This is a genomic window from Rhodococcus sp. NPDC055112 (assembly GCF_053607505.1).
The window spans coordinates 1-25,501 of record NZ_JBSGTR010000066.1; the positions used below are offsets into that span (position 1 = coordinate 1).

28 protein-coding genes are annotated in these 25,501 nt (G+C 70.7%); 14 read left to right on the forward strand and 14 right to left on the reverse strand.

Translation table 11 applies throughout. From position 1 onward, the window contains the following. Nucleotides 1–71: 71 nt before the first annotated feature. The 5 genes from ACWFRB_RS22545 to ACWFRB_RS22565 all read left to right on the forward strand — a co-directional run bounded on the left by ACWFRB_RS22545 (nt 72) and on the right by ACWFRB_RS22565 (nt 4,126). The gene (locus ACWFRB_RS22545; protein WP_027501263.1) at nt 72–479 is read left to right on the forward strand and encodes an NUDIX hydrolase; all 408 of its coding nucleotides are present in this window, start codon (nt 72–74) and stop codon (nt 477–479) included. A gap of 3 nt (nt 480–482) precedes the next feature. Further along, entirely contained in the window at nt 483–1,073 is a 591-nt protein-coding gene (locus tag ACWFRB_RS22550) for a hypothetical protein (protein WP_452643473.1), read from the forward strand. A gap of 203 nt (nt 1,074–1,276) precedes the next feature. Then, nucleotides 1,277–1,549, forward strand: a complete 273-nt coding sequence (locus ACWFRB_RS22555; RefSeq protein WP_452643474.1) for a hypothetical protein — start codon at nt 1,277–1,279, stop codon at nt 1,547–1,549. Nucleotides 1,550–1,614: 65 nt separating this feature from the next. After that, a complete protein-coding gene (locus ACWFRB_RS22560; RefSeq protein ID WP_452643475.1) occupies nt 1,615–3,234 on the forward strand; it encodes a GMC oxidoreductase in 1,620 nt (539 codons plus the stop codon). A 67-nt stretch (nt 3,235–3,301) separates the two neighbouring features. Next, entirely contained in the window at nt 3,302–4,126 is an 825-nt protein-coding gene (locus ACWFRB_RS22565) for an O-methyltransferase (protein ID WP_452643476.1), read from the forward strand. A 23-nt stretch (nt 4,127–4,149) separates the two neighbouring features. Here ACWFRB_RS22565 and ACWFRB_RS22570 read toward each other — a convergent pair whose 3' ends face one another. After that, nucleotides 4,150–4,935: a patatin-like phospholipase family protein gene (locus ACWFRB_RS22570; RefSeq protein WP_452643477.1), complete on the reverse strand. Its 786-nt coding sequence runs from the start codon at nt 4,933–4,935 to the stop codon at nt 4,150–4,152. A gap of 132 nt (nt 4,936–5,067) precedes the next feature. Next, the gene (locus ACWFRB_RS22575; RefSeq protein ID WP_452643478.1) at nt 5,068–6,564 is read right to left on the reverse strand and encodes an MFS transporter; all 1,497 of its coding nucleotides are present in this window, start codon (nt 6,562–6,564) and stop codon (nt 5,068–5,070) included. Nucleotides 6,565–6,721: 157 nt separating this feature from the next. On the opposite strand from ACWFRB_RS22575, the gene ACWFRB_RS22580 reads away from it, so the two are divergent. From ACWFRB_RS22580 to ACWFRB_RS22590, 3 genes are all read left to right on the forward strand, one after another. Then, nucleotides 6,722–7,372: a TetR/AcrR family transcriptional regulator gene (locus ACWFRB_RS22580; RefSeq protein ID WP_452643479.1), complete on the forward strand. Its 651-nt coding sequence runs from the start codon at nt 6,722–6,724 to the stop codon at nt 7,370–7,372. A gap of 470 nt (nt 7,373–7,842) precedes the next feature. Further along, nucleotides 7,843–8,202: a CorA family divalent cation transporter gene (locus ACWFRB_RS22585; RefSeq protein ID WP_452643480.1), complete on the forward strand. Its 360-nt coding sequence runs from the start codon at nt 7,843–7,845 to the stop codon at nt 8,200–8,202. Nucleotides 8,203–8,243: 41 nt separating this feature from the next. Next, nucleotides 8,244–8,612: a hypothetical protein gene (locus ACWFRB_RS22590; RefSeq protein WP_452643481.1), complete on the forward strand. Its 369-nt coding sequence runs from the start codon at nt 8,244–8,246 to the stop codon at nt 8,610–8,612. 144 nt (nt 8,613–8,756) lie between these two features. Here ACWFRB_RS22590 and ACWFRB_RS22595 read toward each other — a convergent pair whose 3' ends face one another. Together ACWFRB_RS22595 and ACWFRB_RS22600 are read right to left on the reverse strand one after the other, a co-directional pair. Beyond that, nucleotides 8,757–10,076, reverse strand: a complete 1,320-nt coding sequence (locus ACWFRB_RS22595; protein WP_452643482.1) for a hypothetical protein — start codon at nt 10,074–10,076, stop codon at nt 8,757–8,759. Further along, nucleotides 10,073–11,482 carry a hypothetical protein gene (locus ACWFRB_RS22600; RefSeq protein WP_452643483.1) on the reverse strand — a complete coding sequence of 470 codons (1,410 nt, stop codon included), beginning with the start codon at nt 11,480–11,482 and terminating at the stop codon, nt 10,073–10,075. The genes ACWFRB_RS22595 and ACWFRB_RS22600 overlap by 4 nt, the downstream gene beginning before the upstream one ends. Nucleotides 11,483–11,584: 102 nt before the next feature. Here ACWFRB_RS22600 and ACWFRB_RS22605 point away from each other — a divergent pair, with 102 nt between their 5' ends. Beyond that, entirely contained in the window at nt 11,585–12,337 is a 753-nt protein-coding gene (locus ACWFRB_RS22605; RefSeq protein WP_452643484.1) for an isocitrate lyase/PEP mutase family protein, read from the forward strand. A 65-nt stretch (nt 12,338–12,402) separates the two neighbouring features. On the opposite strand, the gene ACWFRB_RS22610 is transcribed toward ACWFRB_RS22605, so the two are convergent. The 8 genes from ACWFRB_RS22610 to ACWFRB_RS22645 all read right to left on the reverse strand — a co-directional run bounded on the left by ACWFRB_RS22610 (nt 12,403) and on the right by ACWFRB_RS22645 (nt 20,378). After that, nucleotides 12,403–12,765 carry a DUF1801 domain-containing protein gene (locus ACWFRB_RS22610; RefSeq protein WP_452643485.1) on the reverse strand — a complete coding sequence of 121 codons (363 nt, stop codon included), beginning with the start codon at nt 12,763–12,765 and terminating at the stop codon, nt 12,403–12,405. A 92-nt stretch (nt 12,766–12,857) separates the two neighbouring features. Beyond that, nucleotides 12,858–13,892, reverse strand: a complete 1,035-nt coding sequence (locus tag ACWFRB_RS22615) for a DUF3089 domain-containing protein (RefSeq protein WP_452643486.1) — start codon at nt 13,890–13,892, stop codon at nt 12,858–12,860. A 40-nt stretch (nt 13,893–13,932) separates the two neighbouring features. Further along, nucleotides 13,933–16,137 carry an AAA family ATPase gene (locus ACWFRB_RS22620; protein ID WP_452643487.1) on the reverse strand — a complete coding sequence of 735 codons (2,205 nt, stop codon included), beginning with the start codon at nt 16,135–16,137 and terminating at the stop codon, nt 13,933–13,935. Between the two features lie 166 nt (nt 16,138–16,303). Then, nucleotides 16,304–17,116: a CDP-alcohol phosphatidyltransferase family protein gene (locus tag ACWFRB_RS22625; RefSeq protein ID WP_452643502.1), complete on the reverse strand. Its 813-nt coding sequence runs from the start codon at nt 17,114–17,116 to the stop codon at nt 16,304–16,306. Between the two features lie 59 nt (nt 17,117–17,175). Beyond that, a complete protein-coding gene (locus ACWFRB_RS22630) occupies nt 17,176–17,889 on the reverse strand; it encodes a phosphatidylserine decarboxylase (protein WP_452643488.1) in 714 nt (237 codons plus the stop codon). 156 nt (nt 17,890–18,045) lie between these two features. Next, complete coding sequence (locus ACWFRB_RS22635; protein ID WP_452643489.1) at nt 18,046–18,507, reverse strand: hypothetical protein; 462 nt, start codon at nt 18,505–18,507, stop codon at nt 18,046–18,048. Nucleotides 18,508–18,564: 57 nt separating this feature from the next. After that, nucleotides 18,565–19,191, reverse strand: a complete 627-nt coding sequence (locus tag ACWFRB_RS22640) for a response regulator (protein WP_452643490.1) — start codon at nt 19,189–19,191, stop codon at nt 18,565–18,567. Further along, the gene (locus ACWFRB_RS22645) at nt 19,188–20,378 is read right to left on the reverse strand and encodes a sensor histidine kinase (RefSeq protein WP_452643491.1); all 1,191 of its coding nucleotides are present in this window, start codon (nt 20,376–20,378) and stop codon (nt 19,188–19,190) included. The genes ACWFRB_RS22640 and ACWFRB_RS22645 overlap by 4 nt, the downstream gene beginning before the upstream one ends. A gap of 162 nt (nt 20,379–20,540) precedes the next feature. On the opposite strand from ACWFRB_RS22645, the gene ACWFRB_RS22650 reads away from it, so the two are divergent. Further along, nucleotides 20,541–21,134: a GlcG/HbpS family heme-binding protein gene (locus ACWFRB_RS22650; RefSeq protein WP_452643503.1), complete on the forward strand. Its 594-nt coding sequence runs from the start codon at nt 20,541–20,543 to the stop codon at nt 21,132–21,134. 14 nt (nt 21,135–21,148) lie between these two features. After that, nucleotides 21,149–21,901 carry an ankyrin repeat domain-containing protein gene (locus ACWFRB_RS22655; RefSeq protein WP_452643492.1) on the forward strand — a complete coding sequence of 251 codons (753 nt, stop codon included), beginning with the start codon at nt 21,149–21,151 and terminating at the stop codon, nt 21,899–21,901. Nucleotides 21,902–21,904: 3 nt separating this feature from the next. Here the strand turns inward: ACWFRB_RS22655 and ACWFRB_RS22660 are convergent, their stop codons facing one another. Both ACWFRB_RS22660 and ACWFRB_RS22665 read right to left on the reverse strand, forming a co-directional pair. Beyond that, nucleotides 21,905–22,372, reverse strand: coding sequence for an SRPBCC family protein (locus ACWFRB_RS22660; protein ID WP_452643493.1), 468 nt, complete (start codon nt 22,370–22,372; stop codon nt 21,905–21,907). Between the two features lie 101 nt (nt 22,373–22,473). Further along, complete coding sequence (locus ACWFRB_RS22665; protein WP_452643494.1) at nt 22,474–23,640, reverse strand: PQQ-dependent sugar dehydrogenase; 1,167 nt, start codon at nt 23,638–23,640, stop codon at nt 22,474–22,476. 201 nt (nt 23,641–23,841) lie between these two features. On the opposite strand from ACWFRB_RS22665, the gene ACWFRB_RS22670 reads away from it, so the two are divergent. From ACWFRB_RS22670 to ACWFRB_RS22680, 3 genes are all read left to right on the forward strand, one after another. Then, nucleotides 23,842–24,000 carry a hypothetical protein gene (locus ACWFRB_RS22670; RefSeq protein ID WP_452643495.1) on the forward strand — a complete coding sequence of 53 codons (159 nt, stop codon included), beginning with the start codon at nt 23,842–23,844 and terminating at the stop codon, nt 23,998–24,000. Between the two features lie 118 nt (nt 24,001–24,118). Continuing rightward, nucleotides 24,119–24,469, forward strand: coding sequence for a GntR family transcriptional regulator (locus ACWFRB_RS22675; protein ID WP_452643496.1), 351 nt, complete (start codon nt 24,119–24,121; stop codon nt 24,467–24,469). Continuing rightward, the gene (locus ACWFRB_RS22680) at nt 24,466–25,467 is read left to right on the forward strand and encodes a DUF1648 domain-containing protein (protein ID WP_452643497.1); all 1,002 of its coding nucleotides are present in this window, start codon (nt 24,466–24,468) and stop codon (nt 25,465–25,467) included. Before ACWFRB_RS22675 ends, ACWFRB_RS22680 begins: the two co-directional genes overlap by 4 nt. Nucleotides 25,468–25,501 lie beyond the last annotated feature (34 nt).

Genomic DNA, 25,501 nt, shown 5'->3' on the forward strand with positions numbered 1-25,501 from the left:
CCCGTGAGTCCTTTGCGTCGCCCCGCAGGCCAAAAGGACTCACGGGCGGCGAAGCCGCCTATTCTCAGGCAATGGCCGAGATCAGGACCGTCGCCCTCGCCCACATCCGGGACCGCCGCATGCTGCAGGCCCGTTCCGCAGGCAAGTCGGCCTTCTACATGGCAGGCGGCAAGATCGACCCGGGCGAAACCCCGGAAGAGGCCCTGCACAGGGAGATTCGTGAGGAGCTCGACGCGGGCGTCGTCGAGGGCACGCTCAGCACGCTCGGCGTGTTCGAGGCGGAGGCCTTCGGACATCCGGCCGGGACCCGGCTGCACATGACATGTTTCCTCGCGGACCTGACCGACGAGCCGACCGCGACGAGCGAGATCGCCGAGCTCCGCTACTTCACCGTCGACGAGTACGCGGCGATGCCGGAGACCGCGCCCGGCTCGCGGCTGGTGTTCGAGCGGCTGCAGGCGCTCGGCCTGGTGGACTGACCCGTGATCTTCACCGCCGAGCATCTCGAGGGCATCAGATCCGGCGCGGTGACGCTCGCGTTCCGGCGGTGGGACCGGGCGCGGGTGCGGGCGGGGTCGAGCCAGCGGACGGCGGTGGGGGTGATCGCGTTCGATGCGGTCGAGGAGATCGCGCCCACGGAGGTGTCGGACGCCGACGCCGAGGCGGCCGGGTTCCCGTCGGCCGAGAGATTGCTCGCCTTCGTCGACAAGAAGGCGCACGGTCCGATCCTGTTCCGGATCGCGCTGCGCTACGGCGGCGCCGATCCACGCCAGGCGCTGCGGGAGAACGCCGAGCTGTCGGTGGCCGAACTCGAGAAGCTGCGGCGGCGGCTGGCGCGGATGGACGCCAACGGGGCCTGGACCGAGGCCACCCTGCGCCTCATCGGCGAACGGCCTGCGGTGGTCTCGACCGAGCTGGCGGAGGCGATGTCGATGGAGCGGCAGCCGTTCAAGATCCGGGTGCGCAGGCTCAAGGAACTCGGCCTCACCGAGAGCCTGGAGGTCGGTTACCGGCTGAGCCCGCGGGGCAGGCGGGTGCTCGACACCGTCTTCGAGGACGGCGCGGGCCCCTGACGATTTCCCTTTGGGTCCACGCCGATGCCGGGCGCCGAGCTGTTCATTGTGTTTAACGAATCATTCAGTGCCGCAGTATATATGGATTCGTGTATCGGATCGTTTTGTGGGCAGTAGGGTGACGCGCAGCGTATTCGGGATCGGCGAAAGCCGACGCTTGCGACGCGTCCCCATCTGATCACCTGCTGAACGGAGCTTGATACATGCGTGGTCCCACGATCGGTCGTATCGCATCCATGGTCGTCGCGTCGGCCGTGCTCGCCGGCGGCCTCGCCGCCGGATCTGGCCTTGCGGGGGCCACCCCCGCCGAATCCACCCCGACCGCCGGGTCCCTCGGCGTCACTTCCGTGGCCGGATCCAACGCGGCGGCCGGATCCAGCGACATCACCAACGATCTCCTTTCGGCTATCGGCCTCGCGCTCAATCTGGGCGGCTGTTACCACAATCCCAGCGGCTTCTGCAACGGAATGGGGTAGACCCGGAGCTCGGGCGCCCGACGATTCCCCCTCCCGCCCGCGTCCTCGAGGACTAGATTCCGAAGATGGACTCGCCTCGCTTGTCCCGTCGTACCGTTCTGCGCGGTGCCGCGCTCGGCCTTGGCGCCGCGGCGTTCGGCCCGCTCGCCACCCACACCGCCGCGGCACAGGCCGCGCCGCCGGGCGGCAAGACCGCGATCGTCGTCGGCAGCGGCTTCGGCGGCGCGGTGGCCGCCCTGCGGCTGGGCATGGCGGGCATCGAGACCACGGTCCTCGAGCGCGGCAGGCGCTGGCCGATCGATCCGGCGGGCAACACGTTCGCCACCCTGGACGCGCCGGACGGCCGCGCGTCCTGGCTGCACGACCGGCCGTACATCAACCCGCTGACCCAGCTGCAGCCGATCCAGCGCTACGTCGGCGTCGTCGACGAGGTCACGGGCAACGGCATCAACTCGGTCTACGGCGCGGGCGTCGGCGGTGGGTCGCTGGTGTTCGGCACCTACACCCCGCAGCCGCGGCGGCGCGACTTCGAGCAGGTCTTCCCGCGGCAGATCGACTACGGCGAGCTGGACCGGGTGTACTACCCGCGGGCGAGAGCGTCGCTCGGCACCTCGCCGCTGCCCGCCGACCTGCTCGCCCACCCCGCCTACAAGGGCGCGCGGGCATGGCTCGCCGACGTCGCGGACTACGGCGGCCAGCCCTCCTTCCACGACTTCTGCGTCGACTGGGACCTGGTGCGCGCAGAGCTGGCCGGGACACGGCGCGCGTCGGTGACCGTCGGGGAGGGCCCGTACGGCATCAATTCCGGAGCGAAGAACAGCGTCGATCACAACTATCTGCCGAGGGCCGAGGCGACCGGGAACGTCACGGTGCTGCCGCTGCACGAGGTCGTCGAGATCCGGGAGACGCAGGGGCGCAGCGGCTTCGAGATCACAGTCAAGCGCATCGACGAGTACGGGACCGTCCTCGAGCACAAGCGCCTGGTGGCGGACTACCTCTTCATGGCGGCAGGCTCGTTCTACACCAGCGCGTTGCTGGTGACCGCGAAGGCGAAGGGCGCGCTGCCGAGGCTGAACGAGCACGTGGGCAAGGGCTTCGGCAACAACGGCGACTTCCTCATCTCGCGCACCCTGACACGCCGCGAGTACGGCGCCAAGCAGGCGGGCCCTGGCGTGGCGGCCCTCTATGACGACGACACCCCCGACGGGACGGTCGCGATGTCGTGGCAGGCGGCGCCGTTCCCGGAGATCGCGGGCGGCAACACCAGCACCAACCTGATCCAGCTGATCACGAGCGAGCGGGGCTCCATCGACTACAACCCCGCGCTCGGGCGCGCCGAACTCAACTACCCGCACGGCGAGGCCGACAGCGATGTCGATGCCCGCGGGCGGCGGTTCGCAGGCCGGTTCCACGATCGCGCCGATGTGGCGCACGGGTACCCGGCGAACGGTATCCCGGTCTATCCGCGGCTCGCCGGATTCGGCAGCGCGGCGACCTTCCACGGCCTCGGCGGCATGGTGATGGGCCGGGCGTGCAGCTACGAGGGTCGGGTCGCCGGCTACGACAACATGTACGTCGTCGACGGCTCGCTGATCCCCGGTTCCACGGCGCTGGTGAACCCTTCGCTGACCATCACCGCGGTCGCGGAGCGATGCATGGACCATTTCCTGGCCGCCAACGGGTGAGGGCGCGCGGTTGCCGAGTGCCGCCGCGGGGTCGACGATTGAACGAGGGGCCGGCGAAGGGGCAGAGATGACGTCGAGATCGGCAGCGTTCGCTACGTTCGCCGCCGCCTTCTTCGGCGCGGCGGTCATCGCCAACCGGCTGGCGGGAAAGCCAGTGCCGTTTCTGCGGTGGTCGGTGATCCGGTTCGCGCTCGGCGCCAGGCGCCTGCTCGGCGAGGGGCAGGTCGGTGACGGGCGGGAGGAGGCGCTGGCCGCGTACGTGACGGCGACGGCCCGTCGCGGGGACATCGACGACGTGATCCGCACCATCGACGACTTCGCACACGCCAGGAGTTTCCTGATGAACGTCGGCGACGAGAAGGGCGAGATCCTGGACGCGGCGGTGCGGCGTGCCAGGCCCGGGCTGTTGCTCGAACTCGGGACGTACTGCGGGTACAGCGCATTGCGGATGGCGCGGGTGATGCCCCCGGACGCCACGATCTGCACCGTCGAGATCAACCCGGCGAACGAGGCGATCGCCCGGCGGATCTTCGAGCACGCGGGAGTGGGCGAGCGCATCACCTCGGTGGTCGGGTCGATCGGGGACGGTGGCGAGACCGTGGCACGGCTGCGGGATGAGTACGGTATCGACACCGGCACAGTCGATTTCGTGTTCGTCGACCATCTCAAGAGTGCCTACCTGCCGGACCTGCTCCGCATCGTGGACGAGGGGTGGTTGCACCCAGGCAGCCTGGTGGTCGCGGACAACGTCAGGTTCCCCGGTGCCCCCGACTACCTGGCCTACATGCGCTCGGAGGAGGGCGTGCGGTGGCGGTCGAAGGAGCACCCCACCCACGTCGAGTACCAGCGGGTGCTCAGGGACCTGGTGCTCGAATCCGAGTACCAGGGATAGCGGCGCCTGCGCGATCAGGTTCGTCAGTCGTTGCCGTTCCACGGCCCACCGATGCGGTCGACGGCCGGCACCGCCTGCCGCAGTCCGGCCTCAAAAGACTTCTCCCAGAACGACATGTCATGCAGATCGGGGCCGAAGGCGTCCAGGGTGGCTCGGTCGGGGGCGATGGAGAGAGGGGCCCCGCTGGGGTAGAGGTGACCCAGCGGCTCGATGACGACCACCGTGTCCGCGTCCGCCACCAGGTCCGCATCGGATCCGGCGCGGAAGGCGCCATCCATGTAGCGGCGGCCGTCGATCGTGATGGGCGGGTAGAGGCCGGGCACCGCGTAGCTGGCGGCGACGGCCTGCACCAGCGAGGCGCCCCCGTGTCGGTCCCAGATCGCGGGTTCGCCCGATTCCGTGTCGACCGAGGTGATCAGGAGGCGCTGTTCGGGCCAGTCGCGGGCGGCGATCAGGGTGGCCGTTCGGTCGAGATGGGTTTCCTCGGAAGGCACGTCGGCGGTGAGGGCTATTCGCCCGACCCGATGCAGCTTCTCGTCCTGCTCCAGTGCGGGGTTCTGGAGAGTGGCGAGCACCTCGGCAAGCCTGCGGGGATCGGCGGAGCCGTTCCCGGATCTGGTGCGGGTGGCCAGGCGGTCCGGGTCCTGGCCGGTGGCGAGCAGCGCGGCGATGATCGCGCCCGCCGACGTGCCGATGATGACGTCGGCTTCGGTCAGGTCCACGCCCGCCCGGCGAAGGCCGACGGCCAGTCCGGCCAGCCACGCCGTACCGACGACACCGCCAGGACCGAGTACGAGTGCACGTTGCATGGGAAAGATCTTGCTACCTCGACCATGGCCGAGGTCAAGGCGAGGTGGCAGATTCGTGTTCGGCTCGGCGCACGGTGACCACGCCACGGGAGCGTGGCGTGGTCACCGTGCGTCACGAGGCAGGCGTCGGGCTCAGTGCGCCATGGCCGGCTGACCGCCCTCTGCCGGGGCGGGCAGCAGACCGCGCGGGAGCAGGAACGCCGAGATCGCCGCGCCGACAACGAATATCGCTGCGGCCCACCAGAAGGTCGTCGTGTAGCTCTGCACGGCGGAGAGGGCCGCGTTCTCCTGCGACGGAACCCGCCCGTTCATGAAGCTCGTGGCCGCGGTCGCGGCGACGGTGCTCAGCAGTGCGGTGCCGATCGATCCGCCGACCTGCTGCATGGTGTTCACCGTCGCGGAGGCGACGCCGGCGTCGTCGGGGTCGACGCCCGTGATGGCGCCCTGCATGCCGGGCGCGAACACCATGCCCATACCGAGGCCGAGCAGCACCAGCCCGGGCAGGATGATCGTCACGTAAGAGCTGTCGACCTCGATCTGGGCGAGCACCGCCAGCCCGACGGCGGCGACGACCAGGCCGGTGGTCATCAGCACCCGCGGTCCGACCCTCGGCAGCAGCACGGCGGTCGAGGTGGTCGCGGAGACCACCATGCCTGCGACCATCGGCAGGAAGGCAACGCCGGTGACGATCGGCGTGTACTGCAGCACCGTCTGCAGGTAGAAGGTGAGGAACAGGAACACCGCGAACATGCCGGAGCCGGTGATGAACATCGCCAGGTACGACCCGCCGCGGGTGCGGTCGAGGACGATCCGGAGCGGGAGCAGCGGGTGGGCGACGCGAGTCTCGATGACCACGAACGCCGCGAGCAGGAGGGCGCCCGCGACCAGCCAGGTGATCGTCATCGGGTCGGACCAGCCGTGGGACTCGGCATGCGAGAACCCGTAGACGATGCCGAAGAGGGCGGCGGAGACCGTGATGGTGCCAGGGATGTCGAGCTTGGGCCGGTGCTCCGACCGATGTGGGGCGATCATGAGGACCGCGCCGACCAGCGCCACGGCCGCGAACACGAGGTTGACGTACAGGCTCCAGCGCCACGACGTCCACTCGGTGAGGATCCCACCGAGCAGCAGCCCGACCGCACCGCCTGCCCCCGCGACCGCGCCGAAGACGCCGAACGCCTTGGCCCGCTCGTCCGGCTTGGTGAAGGTGGTGGCCAGCAGTGACAGCGCAGCGGGCGCGAGCAGGGCCGCGAAGACGCCCTGACCGGCGCGCGCGGCCACCAGCATCGGGAAGTTCAGCGCCGCGCCGCCGAGCGCGGACATGCCCGCGAAGCCGACGAGGCCGATGACGAAGGTGTTCCTGCGCCCGAACAGGTCGCTGAGTCGGCCGCCGAGCAGCAGCAGGCTGCCGAACGCCAGCGCGTAGGACGTGACGACCCACTGCCGGTCCGCGTCGGAGAAGCCGAGATCCTGCTGCGCCGCGGGCAGCGCGATGTTCACGATGGTCGCGTCGAGCACGACCATCAGCTGGGCCAGGCCGATGACGGCCAGAATCAGCCAGCGCAGTCGGTGCTCCCGTGTCGTGTCTCCCGGCCCGGTCAGCGGGCGGTCGGTCGTGGTCGTGGTCATGAGCGAGCCTCGCCTCGTGAATGTGGTGGAGGTTGAAGTGGAGGAGTAATCTCCACTTAGGGAACGGTAGCACTAAGCGGAGGAGTTGTCTCCACTTAGTTTCGCGGCTACGACAAATCCCCTGATGGCAGAGTTCGGAATGGCAGAATCGACGATTGTGAGTACCGCCCCAGCAGCACGACCATTGCGCGCCGACGCCGAACGCAACCGACGCAAGATCCTCGACGCCGCGATGGAGCTGTTCGCGAGCCGCGGCATCGACATCACGCTCGACGACGTCGCGAGGCACGCCAAGGTCGGTGTCGGCACCGTCTATCGACGCTTCACCTGCAAGCAGGAACTGGTCGACGGTGTCTTCGAGCAGAGCATGGACCAGATCGCCGAGGCGGCCGAGGCGGCACTGCGTCGCGAGGACCCCTGGGCCGCGCTGGTCGACTTCATCCGGCTGACCAGCGAGTGGATGTCGCTGAGCAGGGGCCTCGGCGATGTCTTCTTCACCAACGACGAGGGCCGTGAGCAGGTCGCGTGCGCGCGGCAGCGGATCACACCGGCGATCCAGCAGCTCGTCGACCGAGCGAAGGAATCGGGTGCGCTGCGCCCCGAGATTCAGGTCAACGACCTGTTCGCGGTCAGCTGCATGCTCGACGCGGTCATCGACTTCAGCCGGCCGGTCTCGCCCGAGACCTGGCGTCGCTACCTCGCGCTGGTGCTCGACGGGATGCGCGCCGACGGGACTGAGCGGGCGCCGCTGCCTCTGGCGCCACTGACCGACGAGCAGGTCGAGACGGCCAAGACCGCCCGCGGCTGATTTTGCCATTACTTTGCTCTTCGTTTACCGTGTCTGAGGCGCGGGGACGAGCCCGCGCTCTCGACATGCGGGAGGTGGTAGGCGTGCCTGGTCCGAGACCCGTGGCGCACACGTCACCGATCCCGCTCGACGCCCGGTAGTAACGCGCCGGTGCCGCTTGACGGCACCGTCGGATGCACTGCGGCATGTCGACCGAGTGCGGGGCCCGTCCTGCGGACCCATGTGCCTCGCCGATCGGTTACGCGGCGCTCGCGCCCTCTTTTCTCTAGACCACGCTCTCAACACAGCCATGCGGTCGTGCCTGGGCTCTCGCTCACCCTCGACCGCCGGGCCGTGCGGCCTCGACGCGTGCCGTACCGCCCGACCTCCAGCGAATACGTTCCCATCGAGGCATGCACCGGGGGCGCCCGTGCGCCGCCCTGCCGCGCACCGCGTAGCCCTTCGGGATGCCGCGAAAAGAAGGACTCTTTATGAGCAGCACGACGCCGACCAACGACTACGCGCAGACGACCGCCGACCCGATGGCGCCGAGCGCCCAGAACGTGGGGCTGCTGCGCGATGTCACCGCTGAACTGCGCGGACTCAACAGAGAGATGGAAGAGATCTGTGAGATCACCCACGACCAGCTGAAGGTCACCGAGCAGACCCGCCGGGTGACCGCGTGGACGGCGGTCGCGGTGGTGCCCGGTGCACTCGGGTCGCTGTACGGCTCGAACTTCGAGCACATGCCGGAGCTCCAGTTCTACTACGGCTGGCCGATTTTCCTCTGCGTGCTGGCGTCCAGCGCGCTGGCCACCTATCTCGGGATGCGCCGCAAGGGCTGGCTGTGAGCCGGTAGGCGAGCAGAGAAAGCACGGAAGGGAGGAAGCGCATGACGAATCAGCACATCCCCGCCAGTCTGCGCGGGCTGAGCACCCGCGACCTGGAACGGTGCACGACCGAGGAACTGCGGGCCTTTCTCGTGGGTGTCCGTGAGTACCGGGCGGGGCTCGCGGAGCTACACCACAAGTCGGTGGGCCTGGTCAAGGAGACCAGGCGCCAGCGGGTGGTCTCCGGGTGGCTCGCGGTGGGCATCGTGCCCATCGCGCTCGGCGGGATCTACGCCTCGAACTTCAGCGACTTCGGCGGCATGCCGGAAACCAAGTGGCTGTACGGATGGCCCCTCTTCGTCGGGGCACTGGCGACCCTCTGCGGCACTTTGTATCTCGTGATGCGGCGCAGGGGCTGGATGGAGGCCTGAGGGAAGGTCGGTTCGTGAGAGCCGGTCGCCGCGATAGCCCGAAGACGGCCTGGGTGTCGGCTTCCAGCCGTGCCGGGTCGGTGCGAATCGCGGTTGTGTGAGTGCGCCGCATGCTCCTCGCCGATGGCGGGGAGCATGCGGCCGCTACGACAAGGGTGACGGGTCGCGCCGACGGAGCCGGTGGGCGGCCTCGGCGCAGGCGAGGATCACCAGCGTCATCGCGAGGCTGAGCGCAAAGGGGTCGGGCGGCATGGATCCGAGCATTCCGCGCGGTAGGTCGTCGAACACCGACAGCTGGTCCCAGTGCACACTCGAGGTGCTCTGCCCGGCCACGGTCAGCGCGCTGGGGACGAACAACACGGACAGGCCGACCGGGATCGATGCCGCTCGCCGCGGCACGGCCGAGGCGAGTGCGTAGCCTGCGATCGGCGCCAGTGCGAGGTACCGGATCCCCTCGATGGCCCACGCATCGTTGAGACCGGCCACCCCGGCCGCGGCGTTAACCGCCAGCAAGACGAGTCCGAGAGTCGGCTTCGCCCAGCGACTTCCGACGGCGGCGCCCGCGACGAGCAGCGCTGCCATGATCGCGATCCCGGTCCACTCGCCGGCGACCCCCACGACGACGGGCGCGGCCGCGGCGAGTACCGCGGTGGCCGTCAGCAGGAACACCCCGTCGCGGCCGTCGAGCAGGAACGCTGCGATGACGATCCCGACCAGCAGCAGCGCGAGCACCGGCGCCGCGACGGACCAGTCGCCGCGGTGCTCGGCGAGAACGGCGTTGCTCGCCAGCCCGGCGACGACGACGATCGCGACCGCGTACAGAGGACGCCGCGACGATTCCGCCGGCGCCGTCGCGGAACCCCTCGCGAGAACGGCGCCCGCCACGCAGAGCCCGAGCGCGGGCAGCAGCAGCCACCACGGAGGGGCGGTGACCATGGTGCCCTCGGTGGCGGGGAGGCTGTACGCGGTCCAGCCCTGATAGTCGGAGCTCTCGCCATACGGGATCGGATTCGCGGTGAGGTCGGCCAGCAGGAAGGACGCGAAGGCCCCCGCGGCGAGCGCGGCCGCCACGTACCGATCGACCGCGACCGCGGCCGCGCCGCCCATCGCCAGGCCTGCCCCGATTCCGGCCAGGAAGTTCAGGCTGATCAGCCACTCTAGTTGGTGCGCATGGGTATTCACGAGCGCACCCAGGCACAGCACCGCGAGTCCGGAACCCGCCACCAGGTAGGCGGTGGCGCGGGAGCCCCGTCGCGCCAACACCCCCGCGACGGTGACAGCCAGCACCAGGCCGACGGCGGCGGCGAGGGGCCGACTGGTCATCAGTTGACGGAGCTCACTCTCGGTCCCGGCGATGCCGATCTGCTCGGCCACGGGCGCAGCCAGGGCCCACCCGCCGGTCGCGGCGACGAGGAACGCGGCGGCCGTATCGAGAACCGCCGTCCACCTGCGGTCCGCGATCACTCCGCCGCCTGCTCGGGAGCGGCCGTCGGCCGTGCCAGTGCGCGCACGCCGATCGCGCAGGCCAGCACCGCGATCAGCAGGGCGATGCCCGCGACCCGGTCGTCGTAGGCAGGGATGTCAAAGATGTCGACGAAGCCGGCGCCGGTGAACGTCGGCTCGCGCCTGATCCCCAGCATGGCCTCGAACGGCTCGTTCATGGGATCGCTGGTGAGCGGTGCATACGCACCGTCAAACGAACCGCCGTACGCGACCGTGCCGGTGAAGACCGTCGCCGCCGCGTGAAAGACCATGGACACGAACGGGATCCCCAGCCCCACCGCGGCGATGGCCGCGGTGCCGGGCTGCGACGACCCGAACGCCAGTCCCGCACCGACTCCGAGCACGGCCAGCCGCACCAGCAGCATCGGGCCGTCCTGACCGAGATCCGGCCAGATCGCGCCGACCAGCGGGATCAGGGCCACCACGAACAGCCCGCCGATCGTCGACCGCCACGTCATCGACAGGCGCAGGCCCAGCGCGACCGCGACCGCACCCACGAGCATCGCCTGCCAGTGCTCGATACCGGGGAACGGCCCACCGAGATCAACCAGCACCGGCATCGAGGCCGCCGCGACACCCGTTGCGGCCAATAGGAATCGGCCGTCGGCGACCTCGATCGTCCGCGCGACGAACCAGGTGAGTGCCACGACCGCCGCCATGGAGATCCCGATGACGACCCACGAGCCGACCCGCGACGTGTAGTCCTGCCGATCGATCCAGAACAGCAGCGCCCGGTTGGCCAGCGCGATCGACGCCGCGGCCGCGAGCGCGAGGCGCAGGTCGCGCCCGGTCGCGCGCTGGATCCGGGTGGAGCCGTCGGCGACTGCCGCGGCCGCCACCGCCAGCACGAGCGTCGGTCCGAGCAGCCACCAGGACGGTTCGCCGATCGACGACGTGGTCTGCGCCGGGAACACCTGCTCGAAGGCGCGGGCAGTGAGGAACGTGGCCAGCACGCCGAGGGTCAGCGCGAGCTGGCCGGCCCGCCGCCCCCATACCGTCGCGACCGCAGCGCCCAGGATCACGCCCGCGGCCACCGTTTTGAGGTAGTGCAGGGCGATCAGTGCGTCGATTCCGCCGATCCCAGGAGCGGCGATCCGCGCGCCGAGGATCACGGCAGCTGCCCCGGCCATGGCGATCCAGGCGATCCGCCGGGATCCGTTGCGCTGCAGCACGGCGTATGCGAGCACCGCGACGACGGCTCCCACCGCGATCCCGGTCGGCTGGCTGGAGAGCCAGCGGCTCAGCTCGCGTTCGGACGTGTAGATCGCCCAGCCGCCGCCAGGGGGATTGGTCAGCACGAACGCGGCCAGCGCCCCGCCGAACAGGGCGGACAGCGCCGAGAGGACTTCGCGGGGTTCGACAGGCATTTGCCGACGCTAACCGACCGCGCCCCGCCGCGGCGGCAACCGGGCGATAGCGGCCTGTGCATGCCAGGATCATGACTACCGACTACGACGCGAGGAGCGCGCATGACTTCGATCAGCGACAAGGCGACCGCCCTGCTGCAGCTGCATCAGCCCGGCAATCCGGTGATCCTGCCGACGGTGTGGGACGCCTGGTCGGCAAATCTGGCCGCGCAGGGCGGGTTTGCGGCGTTGACGGTGGGAAGCCACCCGGTGGCGGACTCTGTTGGCAAGCCCGACAACGAGGGCATGACTTTCGAGGAGTTGCTGACCCGCGTCGCGCAGATCACCGCCGCCGTCGACGTCCCGGTCTCGGTCGACATCGAGTCCGGCTACGGGCAGACCCCCGAACGGTTGATCGGCGGGCTGATCGAGGTGGGCGCCGTCGGGCTCAACATCGAGGACACCGTGCACAGCGAGGGCGGCAGGCTGCGCGAGGCGCAGGAACACGCGGACTTCGTGGGTGGGCTGCGACGGGCGGCGGACGCCGCCGGGGTGCACATCGTCGTGAACGCCCGCACCGACCTGTTCATCAAGCAGGTCGGCGACGAGTCCGATCGCGTCGAGCGCGCGATCGCCCGGCTGAAGCTGGCCGCGGAGGCGGGTGCCGACTCGCTGTACCCGGTCGGGTTCCACAGCGACGAGGTGTACCAGCGGCTGACCTCGGAGCTGCCGTTGCCGGTCAACGCGATCGCCGATCCGGTGCGCGGTGAGAAGGCGAGCTACGCCGACCTCGGGGTCGGCCGGGTCAGCTTCGGTCCGCTGCTGCAGGCCGCGCTGGCGGTGCGTGCCAACCAGCTCCTCGCCCGCTGGGTCTGACACGCAGCGATCCCGGGCGTCGCACAGGTACGTGAGTACCTGTCCGACGCCCGGTGTTCGCGGACCTAGGCCGTGTTCAGTGCCACGGCTTCGTGAATGAGCTCCATGAACGCCTTGTCGTCGATCGTGTCGCCTTCGTGGATGTCGATGGCCCGCCTCGTGTTGCCGTCGAGGCCGGTGTTGAACAGGCCCGACGGGTCGTCCAGTGAGGCTCCCTTGGCGAAGGTGACCTTGACGATCTCCTTGTACGTCTCACCGGTGCAGATCATTCCGGCGTGGTACCAGACAGGAACTCCTCGCCACTTCCATTCCTCGACCACATCCGGGTCGGCCTTCTTGATGAGAGCTCGGATGTGAGCGAGCATTTCGCCCCGCCAGTCACCGAGCTCTTCGATCCTCGCATCTATCAGCTGAGACGGATTCTCCATGGGTGCATTCGCTCTCTTCATGGTCGGTGTCGCTCGCCGGTCACTCGAGTATTCACGCGGACCACCGTGAGTGCACCGCGACGCGCAGCGCCTCAGTGCGTATAGACGGCACTCTGGGCGCCGACGAGGTCGACCAGGTCCCGCTGCGCGAGGTTGATGTCTATTTGGTGCAGTCCCCAGTTCTCTCGCGGAATCGCGGGCAATAGGCCGGCGCCAGGGCCGTCGACCATGAGCACATGCGGCCCGTCCCCTCCTGTGCATTGGGCGCGGAATTCGTCCACCTCCCGACCTGCGAGAATTCCGCGGATCGGGGAGTTGGTGTTGTCGCGCAGCGATCCCGGATTGGTGCACAGCACCTCGTACTCGGGGCCGGAGGGCAGGTTCGCTTGGGTGGACGTGCCGGGGGACTGGGGCGCCAGCCCGAAGGCGGTGTCGGGCGGCGGCGCCTTCGAGTACGCCGAGTACGCGATCACGCACCCGATCTGCGCCGGGCCGGTGCACGCCGGGACGAAGCTGAAGTCGCCGCCTACCCGTTCGCCCTTGCGGACCAGGACGTTCCCCCCGATCAAGAGCGCCGAAACCAGTTGTGACTGGATGGGTTTCCCGTCGATGCGATTGCGGATGAGTGCCCGCAGCATGAAGGTGCCCTGGGAGTGCCCGATGAGGACCACGCCACGCCCGTTGTTGTGGTGGGCGAGGTAGTCGTCCCAGGCGTGTTCGACGTCCTCGTATGCGAGATGGGATGCCGCACTGCGTTCCGGCCCCGTTCCGGTGAACAGCGCGCGCAGCGTGCTCTGCCGATACACCGGAGCCCACACGTTGCAGTTCGCACCGAAGGGCGCCGCCTGCAGCCCGGCAACCCCGCGCAGTTCGGGCGAGGGGTCGAGGTTCGCGTTCGAGGACTGCTGCAACGACACCGTGGGATAGATGTAGAAGCAGTCGATCGGCGCGCCGGACCTACCGCCGCACGGGTCGTCGGCCTGACCTGGCCTGCACAGCCAGGTGGTCGCCGACGCCGGGGGCGGAGCGGCCGAGACGTGCGGAGCCGCGATCGCGACGGCTCCGACGAACACGAGCAGGGTGGTGCAGGCGCGGGCGAGCGGGCGGAACAGGCGGCGGCTCGGCATGCTCAGGGATGCTAGTCCCGTGGACACCCGGCCGGTAGCCTCAGCGATTCTCGGCGTACGCCGCGAGGTGTGCCACCTGCTCGGGGTCAAGGGACGGGCGGACCGCCTTCCTGGCCGCGGCGACGTCGGCGGCGGTCACGTCCGCCGCGTCCACGCTGCGGCGCATGGCGGCAAGCGCCGCCTCCCGCAGCAGCGCCGCGCAGTCCGCCGCCGAGTACCCGTCGAGATCCTCGGCCAGCGCGTCGAGGTCGACGTCCGCCTCGAGCGGGATCGACTTCCCTGCGGTCTGCAGAATCTGCTTGCGCGCCTCGGCGTCCGGCGGCGGCACGAAGACCAGCCGCTCGATCCGGCCGGGGCGCAGCAGCGCCGGGTCGATCAGGTCCGGCCGGTTGGTCGCGGCGAGCACCACCACGTCGCGCAGCGGTTCGACACCGTCCAGTTCGGTGAGCAGCGAGGCCACCACCCGGTCGGTGACGCCGGAGTCGGAGCTCTGCCCCCGGCGCGGGGCAAGCGCGTCCACCTCGTCGAGGAAGATCAGCGAGGGGGCCGAGTCGCGGGCCCGCTGGAACAGCTCACGGACCGCCTTCTCCGATGCCCCCACCCACTTGTCCATCAGTTCGGCGCCCTTGACCGCGTGCACGCTGAGCTGACCGGAGCTGGCGAGGGCGCGGACCACGAAGGTCTTGCCGCACCCGGGCGGGCCGTACAGAAGCACCCCGCGCGGCGGGTCGACTCCAAGGCGGGCAAAGGAATCCGGGTGCTGTAGCGGCCACAACACCGCTTCGGTGAGGGCCTGCTTGGTCTCGACCATGTCCCCGACGTCGTCGAGGGTGACGCTGCCGATCGCCAACTCCTCGGTCCCCGAACGCGACAGCGGGCGGATCACGTCGAGGGCGCCGACCAGGTCCTCCTGCAGCAGGTTCGGGTCCTCCCCGCTGCTGCTGGCGCGCGCCGCGGCACGCAGCGCCGCCTCCCGGACCAGGGCGGCGAGGTCGGAGGCGACGAAACCCGGTGCTCGCGCGGCGATCTCATCGAGCTTGAGGTCGGTGGTGGGGACCTTGCGCAGCATCTGCTCCAGCAGCGCCCTGCGCAGCCTGCCGTCGGGGAGCGCAACGGTGAGTTCGCGGTCGCACAGGTCCTGGCCGCGGACCCGGTCGTCGAGCGAATCGGGATGGGCGGTGGTCGCGACGAACGCGCAACCCGGGGTGTCCACCGCGCGCCGCAGCTCGTCGAGGATCAGCGTGGAGGCCGGTTCCGGCTCGGCGGGCAGCAGCGCGTCGATGTCGGTGATGAGCAGCACGCCGCGCTCGTGCGGCTCGCCTGCCGCGGCGCCGGTGAGGCGGGCCACCGCGTCCGACACCCGCTGCAGCCTGGTGGCCGAATCGAGCGCGCCGATCCCGGGTCCGTCCAGCGCGACCACGGTGCGCTCGGCGAGTACCGCCCGCGCCAGTGTCGCCTTGCCCACGCCGGCGGGCCCGGTGACGAGCACGCCGAGATGCGGCGACGCCCCGAGCGTGTGCAGCAACTCCGGCTCGTCCAGTGCCAGCTTCAGCCACTCGCTGAGCTTGGCGGCCTGGGCGTCGACGCCGACCAGGTCGGCCAACGGAACGGGTGCGGGTGCCGGTGCGGGGGCCGGTGCGGTGGGCGTCTCGACGGACGGCGCCGCGCCCGAACCGGGTACGGCGACACCGCTGCCCCAGCTGACCGCCGAATTGGGTTGCACGCTCACCGGTCCCGCGGGCTCGACGGATGTCACGGTGAGCAATTCCGAGGTCCAGGCGACACCGAAGGTGCGCGCCAGCGATTGCGTCGCGCCCGCGGTGCTGGTGCCGGGGCCGAGGTCGCGGGGGAGCAGCGAGACCGTGTCGCCGACGGTGAGCACCTTGCCGAGCAGCGCCTGCCGCAGCGTGGTGTCGGGGATCGACGCCGCCGCGAGGGCCGACCCGTTGACGGTGACGGACCTGGCGCCGTACACGGTCACGGGTGAGAGCACCACGCGCGCATTCTCTTTGAGTCCGGCGTTGGAGAGGGTGACGTCGTCGAGCAGCGCGGTGCCGGTCGGGGTGGCGGCGGGCGCAAGCGCGACAACTGCGGCGGTGCGCCTGGCGCCGATCACGGCGATGCCGTCCCACTCGCGCAGCCCCAGTGCGGCCAGCGCCTCGGGGTGCAGCCGCACCACGCCGCGGCGGGCGTCGGAGGCGGAGGTGTTCAACCGGGCGGTGAGCGCGAGTTCCGGAGAGTTCACGTGGATCAGCCTAGTGCGCAGCCCAGGTCTGCCGGATTCCGCGCAGGTATCGACCGGTTCACACACGAGTTGACGAGATCGCACAGCGGTTCGGCGTGCAATGGCTGTGCGATCTGATGAAAAAGGGTGCGTCGTCGGCGTTGGTGACGCCGACGACGCGGCCGGCCTACCGGGGGCGGCGCAGTCCGAGTCGCGCGGCGGAGACGCGGCCGCGGTCGCCCGTCGGTGCCCGCCGGATCGCCCGTCGCTCGGCCGGTTTGACGTCCCACACCTCGGGGCGCGCGGCGACCCAGCGCTTGGAGCGGACCGCGAACGGGATGTGCACGAGGTACGCGAAGACCAGGACGATCATCAGGACGAACGGGTAGGTGACCAGGGCTGCCGCGACCAGCGCGACGACCACCAGCAGCGCCGCGGCCATCCGCTTCGGCACGGCGAAGGTCTTCATCGCCAGGGTGGGCACCCGGCTGACGATCAGCGCGGCGGACAGGATGGTCCAGATGGCGACCACGTAGAAGGACGACCACCAGCCGTCGCCCCACTGGATGTAGGCGGCGAGGGGCGTCAACGCGATCAGCGCGCCCGCGGGGGCGGGCACGCCGACGAAGAACTCGCTCGCGTATGCGGGCGCCGAGTCGTCGTCGAGCAGGGTGTTGAAGCGGGCGAGCCGCAGCACGATGCTGACCGCGTAGACGAGCGCGATGATCCAGCCGGCGCTGCCGCCGTCGAGCAGCGTCACGTACAGCACCAGGGCAGGGGCGACGCCGAACGAGATGGCGTCGGACAGCGAGTCGAGCTCGGCGCCGATCTTGCTGGTGGCGTCGAGCAGCCGGGCGATCCGGCCGTCCAGCGAGTCCAGCACGGCGGCCGCACCGATCATGGCGAGGGCGATGCCGAGCTTGCCGTCGAGGGCGAACTTGACCGCGGACAGGCCGCCGCACAGCGCCAGGATCGTGATGGTGCTCGGCAGCAGGAACAGCCCGGACGCGGCCGTCCTCCTGGCCGTCACCGCCGCGGCGACGGTGCGCTTCGGCGTGTTCACGGGAGCTGGGCGAGGACGGTTTCGGCGCCGATGGCGCGCTGGCCCCGCTCCACCATCAACGTGGTGCCCTGGGGGAAGTAGGTGTCCACCCGGGACCCGAACCGGATCAGGCCGTAGGTGTCGCCGATCGGGAGCCGGTCGCCGACCTTGGCATCGCACACGATGCGCCGGGCCAGCAGTCCGGCGATCTGCACGACGGCGATCTCGTGACCGGCCTCGGTGCGCAGCAGCATCGAGTTGCGCTCGTTGGCGTCACTGGCCTCGGCGAGGTCGGCGGAGAGGAACTTGCCCGGCTTGTGGACCACGGCGAGCACCTCGCCCGCGACGGGGCTGCGCTGCACATGCACGTCGAGCACGGAGAGGAAGATGCTCACCCGCGGGACCGGGACGTCGCCCATGTTCAGCTCGGCGGGCGGGACGGCGGTGTCGACGAGGGCGACCTCGCCGTCGGCGGGGGAGACCACGACGTTCGCGCGGTTCGGCGGCACCCGGTGCGGGTGGCGGAAGAAGGCGGCACTGGCGCCCGCGGCCGCGAGGCCCGCGCGGCGGACCCACTTGCGGTTGCGCCCGAGCAGCGCGACCGTCAGCGGCGCCACGACGAACGGGATCCCGGCCGGGTGCAGCGGCGGAACCGTGTTGCGGACCAGTTCCGCGACGTGCGCGAGACCGGTGGTTTGCGGGGTGCCAATCGGGATGGGGCGGCGGGCCACGGGCTCCTCTTACTGTGTCGTCTTGCTGTCCGGCGAGAACGTGCGCCCAGGCGGCTTCGAGGCCGGGCTCGGGCACCCCACAGGCTAGCCGAGACGGGCCCGGGAGGGGGACCCGGCCGCCGCTGAGCTGGGTGAACGGACCCGCCGCCGGTTGCCTCACCCGGCCTGGGAGAGCCTTTCCCGCAGCCGGGCGATGCCGCCGCGGACGGTCGCGCCGTAACCGTCGTCCGACAGCGTGGAGACGCACGCCTCCGCGCGCTCGAGGTGGGCCCGTGCCTCGTCGTCGTCGCCGAGCTTGGCGTAGTCGGCGGCGAGGTTCAGGTGCAGCGACGGATAGAAGCCCGCCACCTGCAGCGACGAGTGGTATCGCTGGGCGCGCTCGTCGGTGAGGGAGTCCGCCGCCTCCAGCGCGCGCAGGTCCCAGTCGAGCTCGTCCGCCGGCTCGTCCTGCACGTCGGCCATGTAGTGGGCGAGCGTGACGGCGTGCAGCGGGTCCCCGTCGGGCCCGATCCCCTCCCACAAGGTCGCGAACGCCGCGCGGGCTCCCGCCCTGTCGCCGCCGTTCGCCAGTTCCTGCGCGGCCATGATGCCGGTCATGATCGGGTCCGCTTCGCTCATCGTCTGCCTTCCGTCGGGTGGGAGCACGACCGTAGGCCTGGCCACCGACAGCGGCGGTCAGCGAATCCCGTCGCGGCGCAACGCGACCGAGACCGCCGCCGCCCTGGTGTCCACCCCGAGCTTGGCGTAGATGTGCGCGAGGTGCGTCTTGACGGTGGCCTCGCTGATGAACAGCCGCCTGCCGAGTTCCTTGTTGGTCAGGCCCTCGGCGAGCAGGGTGAGCAGTTCGGCCTCGCGCGCGGTGAGCGCCTCGTCGGGACGCCGCATCTGCTGCAGCAACCGCGATGCCACCGGCGGCGACAGCACGCTCTGGCCCGCGACCGCCCCGCGGATGGCGGCGAAGATCTCCTGCGGCGCCGAATCCTTGAGCAGGTAGCCGATGGCGCCTGCATCGATGGCCCGGACCACGTCGGCATCGGTGTCGTAGGTGGTGAACACCAGCACCGGCAGCGCAGGGCAGGCCGCGCGGATCCGGCGGATCGCCTCGACACCGTCGATGCCCGCGCCGAGCGCGAGGTCCATCATCACCAGCCGCGGCGCGAGCTCCGCGGCCATGTCCACGGCCTGCTCGCCGGAATCGGCCTCGCCGATCACCTCGATGTCGGGCTGCGAGTCGAGCAGGGCCCGGAGGCCGGCCCGCACCACCAGGTGATCGTCGACCAGCATCACCGTTGTCGCGGTCATCGCTCGCCTCCGTAGGGGATCTGGGCGGCGACGACGGTGCCCTCGCCGGGGGCGCTCTCCACATTGAGCGTGCCGCCGAGCGCCTGCACCCGCTGGCGCATCGCGCGGAGGCCGAACCCGCCGGCAGGGGAATGGTCGCCGACGGCGTCGGCCGCGAACCCACGGCCGTCGTCGAACACGTCGAGGGCGACGGCGCCGGGCAGGTAGGTGAGGGTCACCCCGAGAGTCTGCGCGTCCGCGTGCCTGGCGACGTTCGACACCGCGCTCTGGGTGATCCGCAACAGCGCGTGCCCGACCTCGGCAGGCAGTGGCACCGGTGTCCCTGTCACCCGCAGCTGCGCCGCAGGGAAGTGACCCCGCGCGGCGCTGAGCAGGGCCGCGTCCAGCGTCTGGGTCTCGAGGTTGGGAGAGGCGAGGTAGTGCACCAGGTTCCTGGTCTCGGCGAGGTTCTCGCGCAGCGACGCGGTCGCGGTCCGCACCTCCTCACGCGCGGGTGAGTTCGGCTGGTCCCAGGCGAGGTCCGCGGCCTCGAGGTGCAGCAGGCTGCTGGTCAGGCCCTGGGTGACGGTGTCGTGGATCTCGCGGGCGAGCCGTTCGCGTTCGGACAGCACCCCCGCCGCGCGTTCGGTCTCGGCGAGCCGCGAGTTCGCCTCGGCGACCTGTTCGAGCAGGCGGACGCGTTCCCGGCTGTCCCGTTCGATCTGGCCGTACGCGATCACCACGAGGGCGCCGGTGCAGAGCGGGCCGATCAGCACGGCCCACTCGGTGCGGCCGCTGAAGTTGAAGAAGGCGAGGCTGGTGATCACGGCGAGCGCCGCGACGATCAGGTATGCCGTCCTGTTCGAGAACGCGCGGGTGCAGAGGAAGAACATCGGGAACGCGCACCACGCGAAGCTCGGCGCCAGCCACACCAGCACCGCCCAGGTGGTCAGCACCGGCCACACCCATGGCTGCCAGGCGCCTGCCCCTCGGGACAGGAGCACGGTCACCGTGTAGAGCGCGGCCAGCGCGACGATCAGGGCCGCGACGATGACGAAACGGCTACTGACGCCGTGATAGGTCAGGTACCGGGCGGTCGAGGTCGCCAGCAGCACGTAGAACGAGACGTGGATCGCGACATCGATCGGTCCGCGGAAGTCCCGGCCGGCCGGGATCTGGTCGCCACGGGCGCTGACAGGACTGGACATCGGCTCGATCCTACGGAGGGGGCGCGGCGGCCGGATCGGCCATTCGGATGATTTCGTCGCCCCCGGATGGCTGATCGAGAGGCAGACATCGGCCCGATGTGGGCGGGTGGGTCCGGCGGCGAGGCTGGAATCCATCAGCTCGACTACCGAAAGGCTCACCCGATGAACCTCTCCCGCCGCCTGCCCAAGACCCTCGCCGTCACCGTCCCGCTGGCCGCGATCCTCGCCACCGCCGCGTGCGGCAGCGGGATCGACGAGACGGAGGCGTCCGCGACCCCGGTCGCCACCACCGCCGTGGCCGCCGCGCAGGCCCCGGGCGACCAGGCCGCGAAGGGCACGGCGACCGCGAACCGATTGACCGTGGGGGCCGCGGGCACGGCCGCACAGGCCGCGCTCGCGAAGTGCCAGGCCGACGGGCTCGGCTTCGTCACCGTGGCGGTGGTCGACCGCAACGGCAACGTGCAGGCGATGCTGCGCGGCGACAACGCGGCCCAGCACACCGTCGAGGCGGCTCGCCAGAAGGGCTACACGGCAGCGGCTTTCGGTGCCAACACCAGTGATCTGGCCGGTCGCGCCAAGGGTGACGGCGCCACCGTCGCGGACATCGACGGCACGCTGTTCCTGCCGGGCGGCGTCAGCGTGAAGGCGGGCAACGCCTCCATCGCGGGCATCGGTGTCGGCGGGGCCCCGGACGGCATGGCCGATCAGGCCTGCGCCGCGGCTGGGCTCGAGGCCATCGCCGGATCGCTGGGGTAGCGATGAACGCCCACATGAGGCGCGCGTCCGCCGCCGTCGTCCTCGCCGCGGCGGTGGCCGCGTGCGCCGCCTGTGCCGGCCAGGACCCGGCGGTGGGCGCGTCGCCGCCCACCGCCCCGGTCCCCGCGTCCTCGCCGGCGTCCGTGCCCGTGCCGGAGCCCGTGCTTGTCTCGACCCCGGAGCTGGAGCGGGCGCTGTTCGCGGCGGTCCGGGTGGACGATGCCGACGCGGTGCGCGCGGCGTTGGCCGGTGGCGCGGCGCTCGAGGTCCGCGGGAACGGTGGTCGGACCCCGCTGGTGGCCGCGGCGAAGTCGAACTCGGTGAATGCGGCCCGGGTGCTCGTGGCGGCCGGCGCCGACGTGAACGCGAAGGACGACATGGAGGACTCGGCGTTCCTGTACGCCGGCGCCGAGGGTCTCGACGAGATCCTGGCGTTGACGCTGGCGCACGGTGCGGATGTGGCCGCCACCAACCGGTACGGCGGCACCGCGCTGATCCCGGCCGCCGAGCACGGGCACGTCTCGACGGTGCGGACGCTGATCGCGGCGGGCGTGCCGGTGAATCACGTCAACGAGCCGGGCTGGACCGCGCTGCTCGAGGCGGTCGTCTACGGCGACGGGTCGGCCCGCTATCTCGACGTGATCGGGCAGTTGCTGGCGGCGGGCGCCGACCCCACGATCGAGGACGCGGACGGCCGGACCGCTCTCGAGAACGCGCAACGCCGCGACCAACACGAGGTCGCGGCGCTGCTCAGGCAGGAACGCTGACGGTCAGGCCCGTGCGGCGGCCGTCGACTCGACGGTCGACTTGATCCGGGCGAGGGTGGTGTTCATGCCCGCGATCATGTCGGCCTCGAAGTCGGCGGTGCCGCCCATCAGCTTGTCGATGAGGAAGGACGAGATCTTGGTGGTGCCGGTCGGTGCCTCGCGGCGCTCGGTCACGGTGGTGCCGTTCGCGGTGGCGGTCAGCTCGTAGGTCCAGATGGTGTGGTTGTCCACGACGCGCCACGCGATGGCCTTGTTCGGCTCGAAGCGGACCACCCTCGAGGTGGTCGGCCAGATCAGCAGGCCCTTCTTGTTGACGTTGAACGTCTTGGTGCCGTGGGTGACCTCGCCGAAGACGTGCATCCGCCGGCACTGCGGGCTCCACTCGCCCATTCGCTTGAGGTCCGAGACCACGGCCCACACCGCGGCGGGGGGAGCGGCGATCTCGATGCTCGCTTCGAGGGTGTTCGTCACTGGGGCTTCTCCGGTTCTCGAGGATTAGTGCTACGCACCGTTACGGATATCTTGCCGGATCGCGGGCGTTCGTCAAGGCCCGATCTTGGCACGGGCCGGGGTCAGGGGCGTGGAGTCAGCCGGAGCACGACATCGTCGCGGCCGTTGTCGGTGGTGACGAGCAGCGTTCCGTCCGGCTGTCCGCTGACCGTGCGGATCCGGCCGTACCGACCGTCGAGCAGGGAGGTCTGGCGCTCGACCCCGAGCCCGTCCGGGGTCAGGCCCAGCAGCAGGACCTTCTCTCCCTGCTGTGTCCCGACCGCGAGCGCGCCCGACCAGTCGCCCCAGCCGGGGCCGAGGAGAAACGACCCGCTGGCGGTGGCGAGCGTCGGTGTGCCCGAACTCCACACGGCCTCGCGTGCGCCGGGGACCCGATCGGGGTCGGTCATCGGCACGGCCTCGATGTACCGGCCGGGTTCGAGGTCGGGTCGCCAGCCGTAGTTGCCCGCGGGCACCAGCGCGTTCACCTCGTCGTCGCGGTGGGTGCCCTGCTCCACCGAGTACAACTGCCCGCTGCCGGGGCGGAAGCTGAGTCCCTGCACGTTGCGGTGGCCGAGGGTGTAGACGGGGCTGGCCGGATCGGGGTTCCCGGCCGCGGGGGATCCGTCGGTGTCGATGTGCAGCACCTTGCCGCCCAGCGAGTGCGGGTCCTGGGGGGCCGTGGGGATGGTGGCGTCGCCGGTACCGACGAACAGGGTGCCGTCGGGTGCGGGGAGGATCCGGCAGCCCGCGTGCCGCCCGCCCGTGCTGGGCAGACCGGTGAGCACCTCGCCCGTCCTTGTCAGTGCTGTCCACTCCGGGTCCACCGTCCATGACAGGAGGCGGACGTCTATTGGCCCGTCGGTCCGGTGTCCCTGGCAGGTGAACACGCGGCGGTTGCTCGCGAACCCGGGATCGAGTGCGATGCCCATCAGGCCGGTCTCCCCGGAGACGTAGAGGTCGGACAGGTCGGCGGCAGGCCTGGTGACCGAGCCGTCGGGTCGCCGCGCCACGAAGCCGCCGCCGCGCTGCCCGGTGAGGAGGGTGCCGTCCGGCGCGACCGCGACGTCCCACGGCTTGTTCAGTCCGGTCAGGAGCTCGGTCACCTCGACGTTCGGCGGGGCGGCCGCGACCACGCTGCGTGCAGCGGAGGTGGTTCCGTCGGAGGTCTCGGGGGTGGTTGTGTCGGTGGCGGTCGCGCAGCCGGCGACGAGCAGCGCGAGGGCCAGCGCGGCGGATCGATCACGCACGGGCCACCTCCGGATCCTCCGGTGCAGGAGCTGTTTCCAGGGTATCGCCGCCGGGAACCCGCGAGCAGGTCGTTGGCGCGCCCGAGAAAGGCAATCGGTGCCCCTCAAGGGTGGATTTCGCTGTAATGCCGGGGGGATGATGGACGATGAAAAATGTATCCACGAAGCATTTGAACCAGGCAGACACCGGAGTGATCCGTCGTGAAGATCCCAGTCGTTCTCCAGCATGCGCGACACGATGCCGTCCCGATTCTCGAGTCGGCCCGGATGAAGGGTCGTCCCAAGTCGTGGCCGGACGAGAAGCTCGAGCGGTTGCTGACCGACGGCGAGAGGGAAGACGTCGAACGCGGCCGGTTCTGACCCACCGCGCCGGCGCCGAGTGCGCAGTTCCCGTCGTCTTCTCCCGGTAGACGCACATGTAGATGCACTCTCGCCTGGATAAGTTGTTCTATTGGAACTAGAACAATAGAATCAAAGCGTGCTGATACGAATCGACCAGACCGCGGCGGAGCCGCTCTATGAACAGGTCGCCTCGAGCGTGCGCAGGGCCATCGCCGTCGGCGAGGCGGCACCGGGCGAGCGACTCCCGGTTGCCCGCGACCTGGCGGCCTCGCTCGATCTGAATGTCCACACCGTGTTGCGGGGTTACCAACTGCTGCGCGACGAGGGCCTGATCGAACTGCGGCGCGGGCGCGGAGCGGTGGTCACGGCCGACGCGACCACCCGCGGCCGGCTGCAGGAGGCGCTCCGCAACCTGGTCGCCGAGGCCCGTCGGATCGGCATGGGCGCCACCGAACTCACCGCACTCGTCACGAAGGAGATGCAATGACCGCCTCGAACTCATTCCCCAGGGTCGGCTGGATCCGGGCCCTCACCGCAACCGTGCTGCCGCCCGCGTTCGTCGCGGTGGGCGCGGTCGCCCTGATCGGGGCCTGGTCCGCGGAGCTGCCGGACCCGGTGGCCGTGCATTTCGGTCCGGGTGGTGCGGCGGACGGGTTCGGCTCGCCGGGCGCCGCGCGGTGGTCACCGCTGATCGGCCTCGCGTTCGCGCTGGGCCTGTGCCTGCTGCTGCTCCTGCTGACCCGGCGGGACCTGCGGTCGGCTCGGGTCGGTGCCGCGGTGGGGTCGGGCACCAGTGCCTTCGTCGCTGCCCTGCCGGTCACGCTGCTCGCCCCGCAGCGCGGCCTCGCGGACGCCGCCGAGGCCTCGCTGAGTGGCTGGTGGATCGCGTTGCCCGCGGTGCTGGGCATGGCCGCGGCCGCGGTCGGGTACGCGGCGTCGCCCACGCCGGGAGCCGCCACCGCGCACCGTGCGCCCAGCGCGGACGCGCCGCGCATCGCGCTGGGGGACGGCGAGAAGGTCGCCTGGTCCGGGTCGGCCGCGATGCCGCCCTGGTTGGCCGCCGTGGTCGGCGTGGTCCCCGTCGGGGTGGTGCTCGGGCTGGTCGCCTTCGGATCGAGTTCGATCGTCCTGGTGCTGGTGGTCGCCGCGGTCTCGGCTGCGCTGATGGCCCTGGTGCTGGCGCCGGTTCGCGTCACGGTCGACGCCACCGGGCTGTCGGCCCGGACCCCGATCACCGGCAGGCCGACCCGCATCCCGCTCGACGAGATCGCGGAGGCCGACGTCGCCGCGGTCGGGATCCTGAACAGGTTCGGCGGGTTCGGCTACCGGGTAGGCCCCGACGGCACCGGACTCATCATCCGGCCCGGCGCGGCGCTGCGCATCACGCGCGGCGACGGTTCCCGGTTCACCGTCACCGTCGACGGCGCAGAGCAGGCCGCGGCGGTCCTCAATGCGCTCGCCGCCAAGGGGCGCGCGCGTCGCTGACTTCGCGGCATACTCGACCCCAGGACCGAACCGT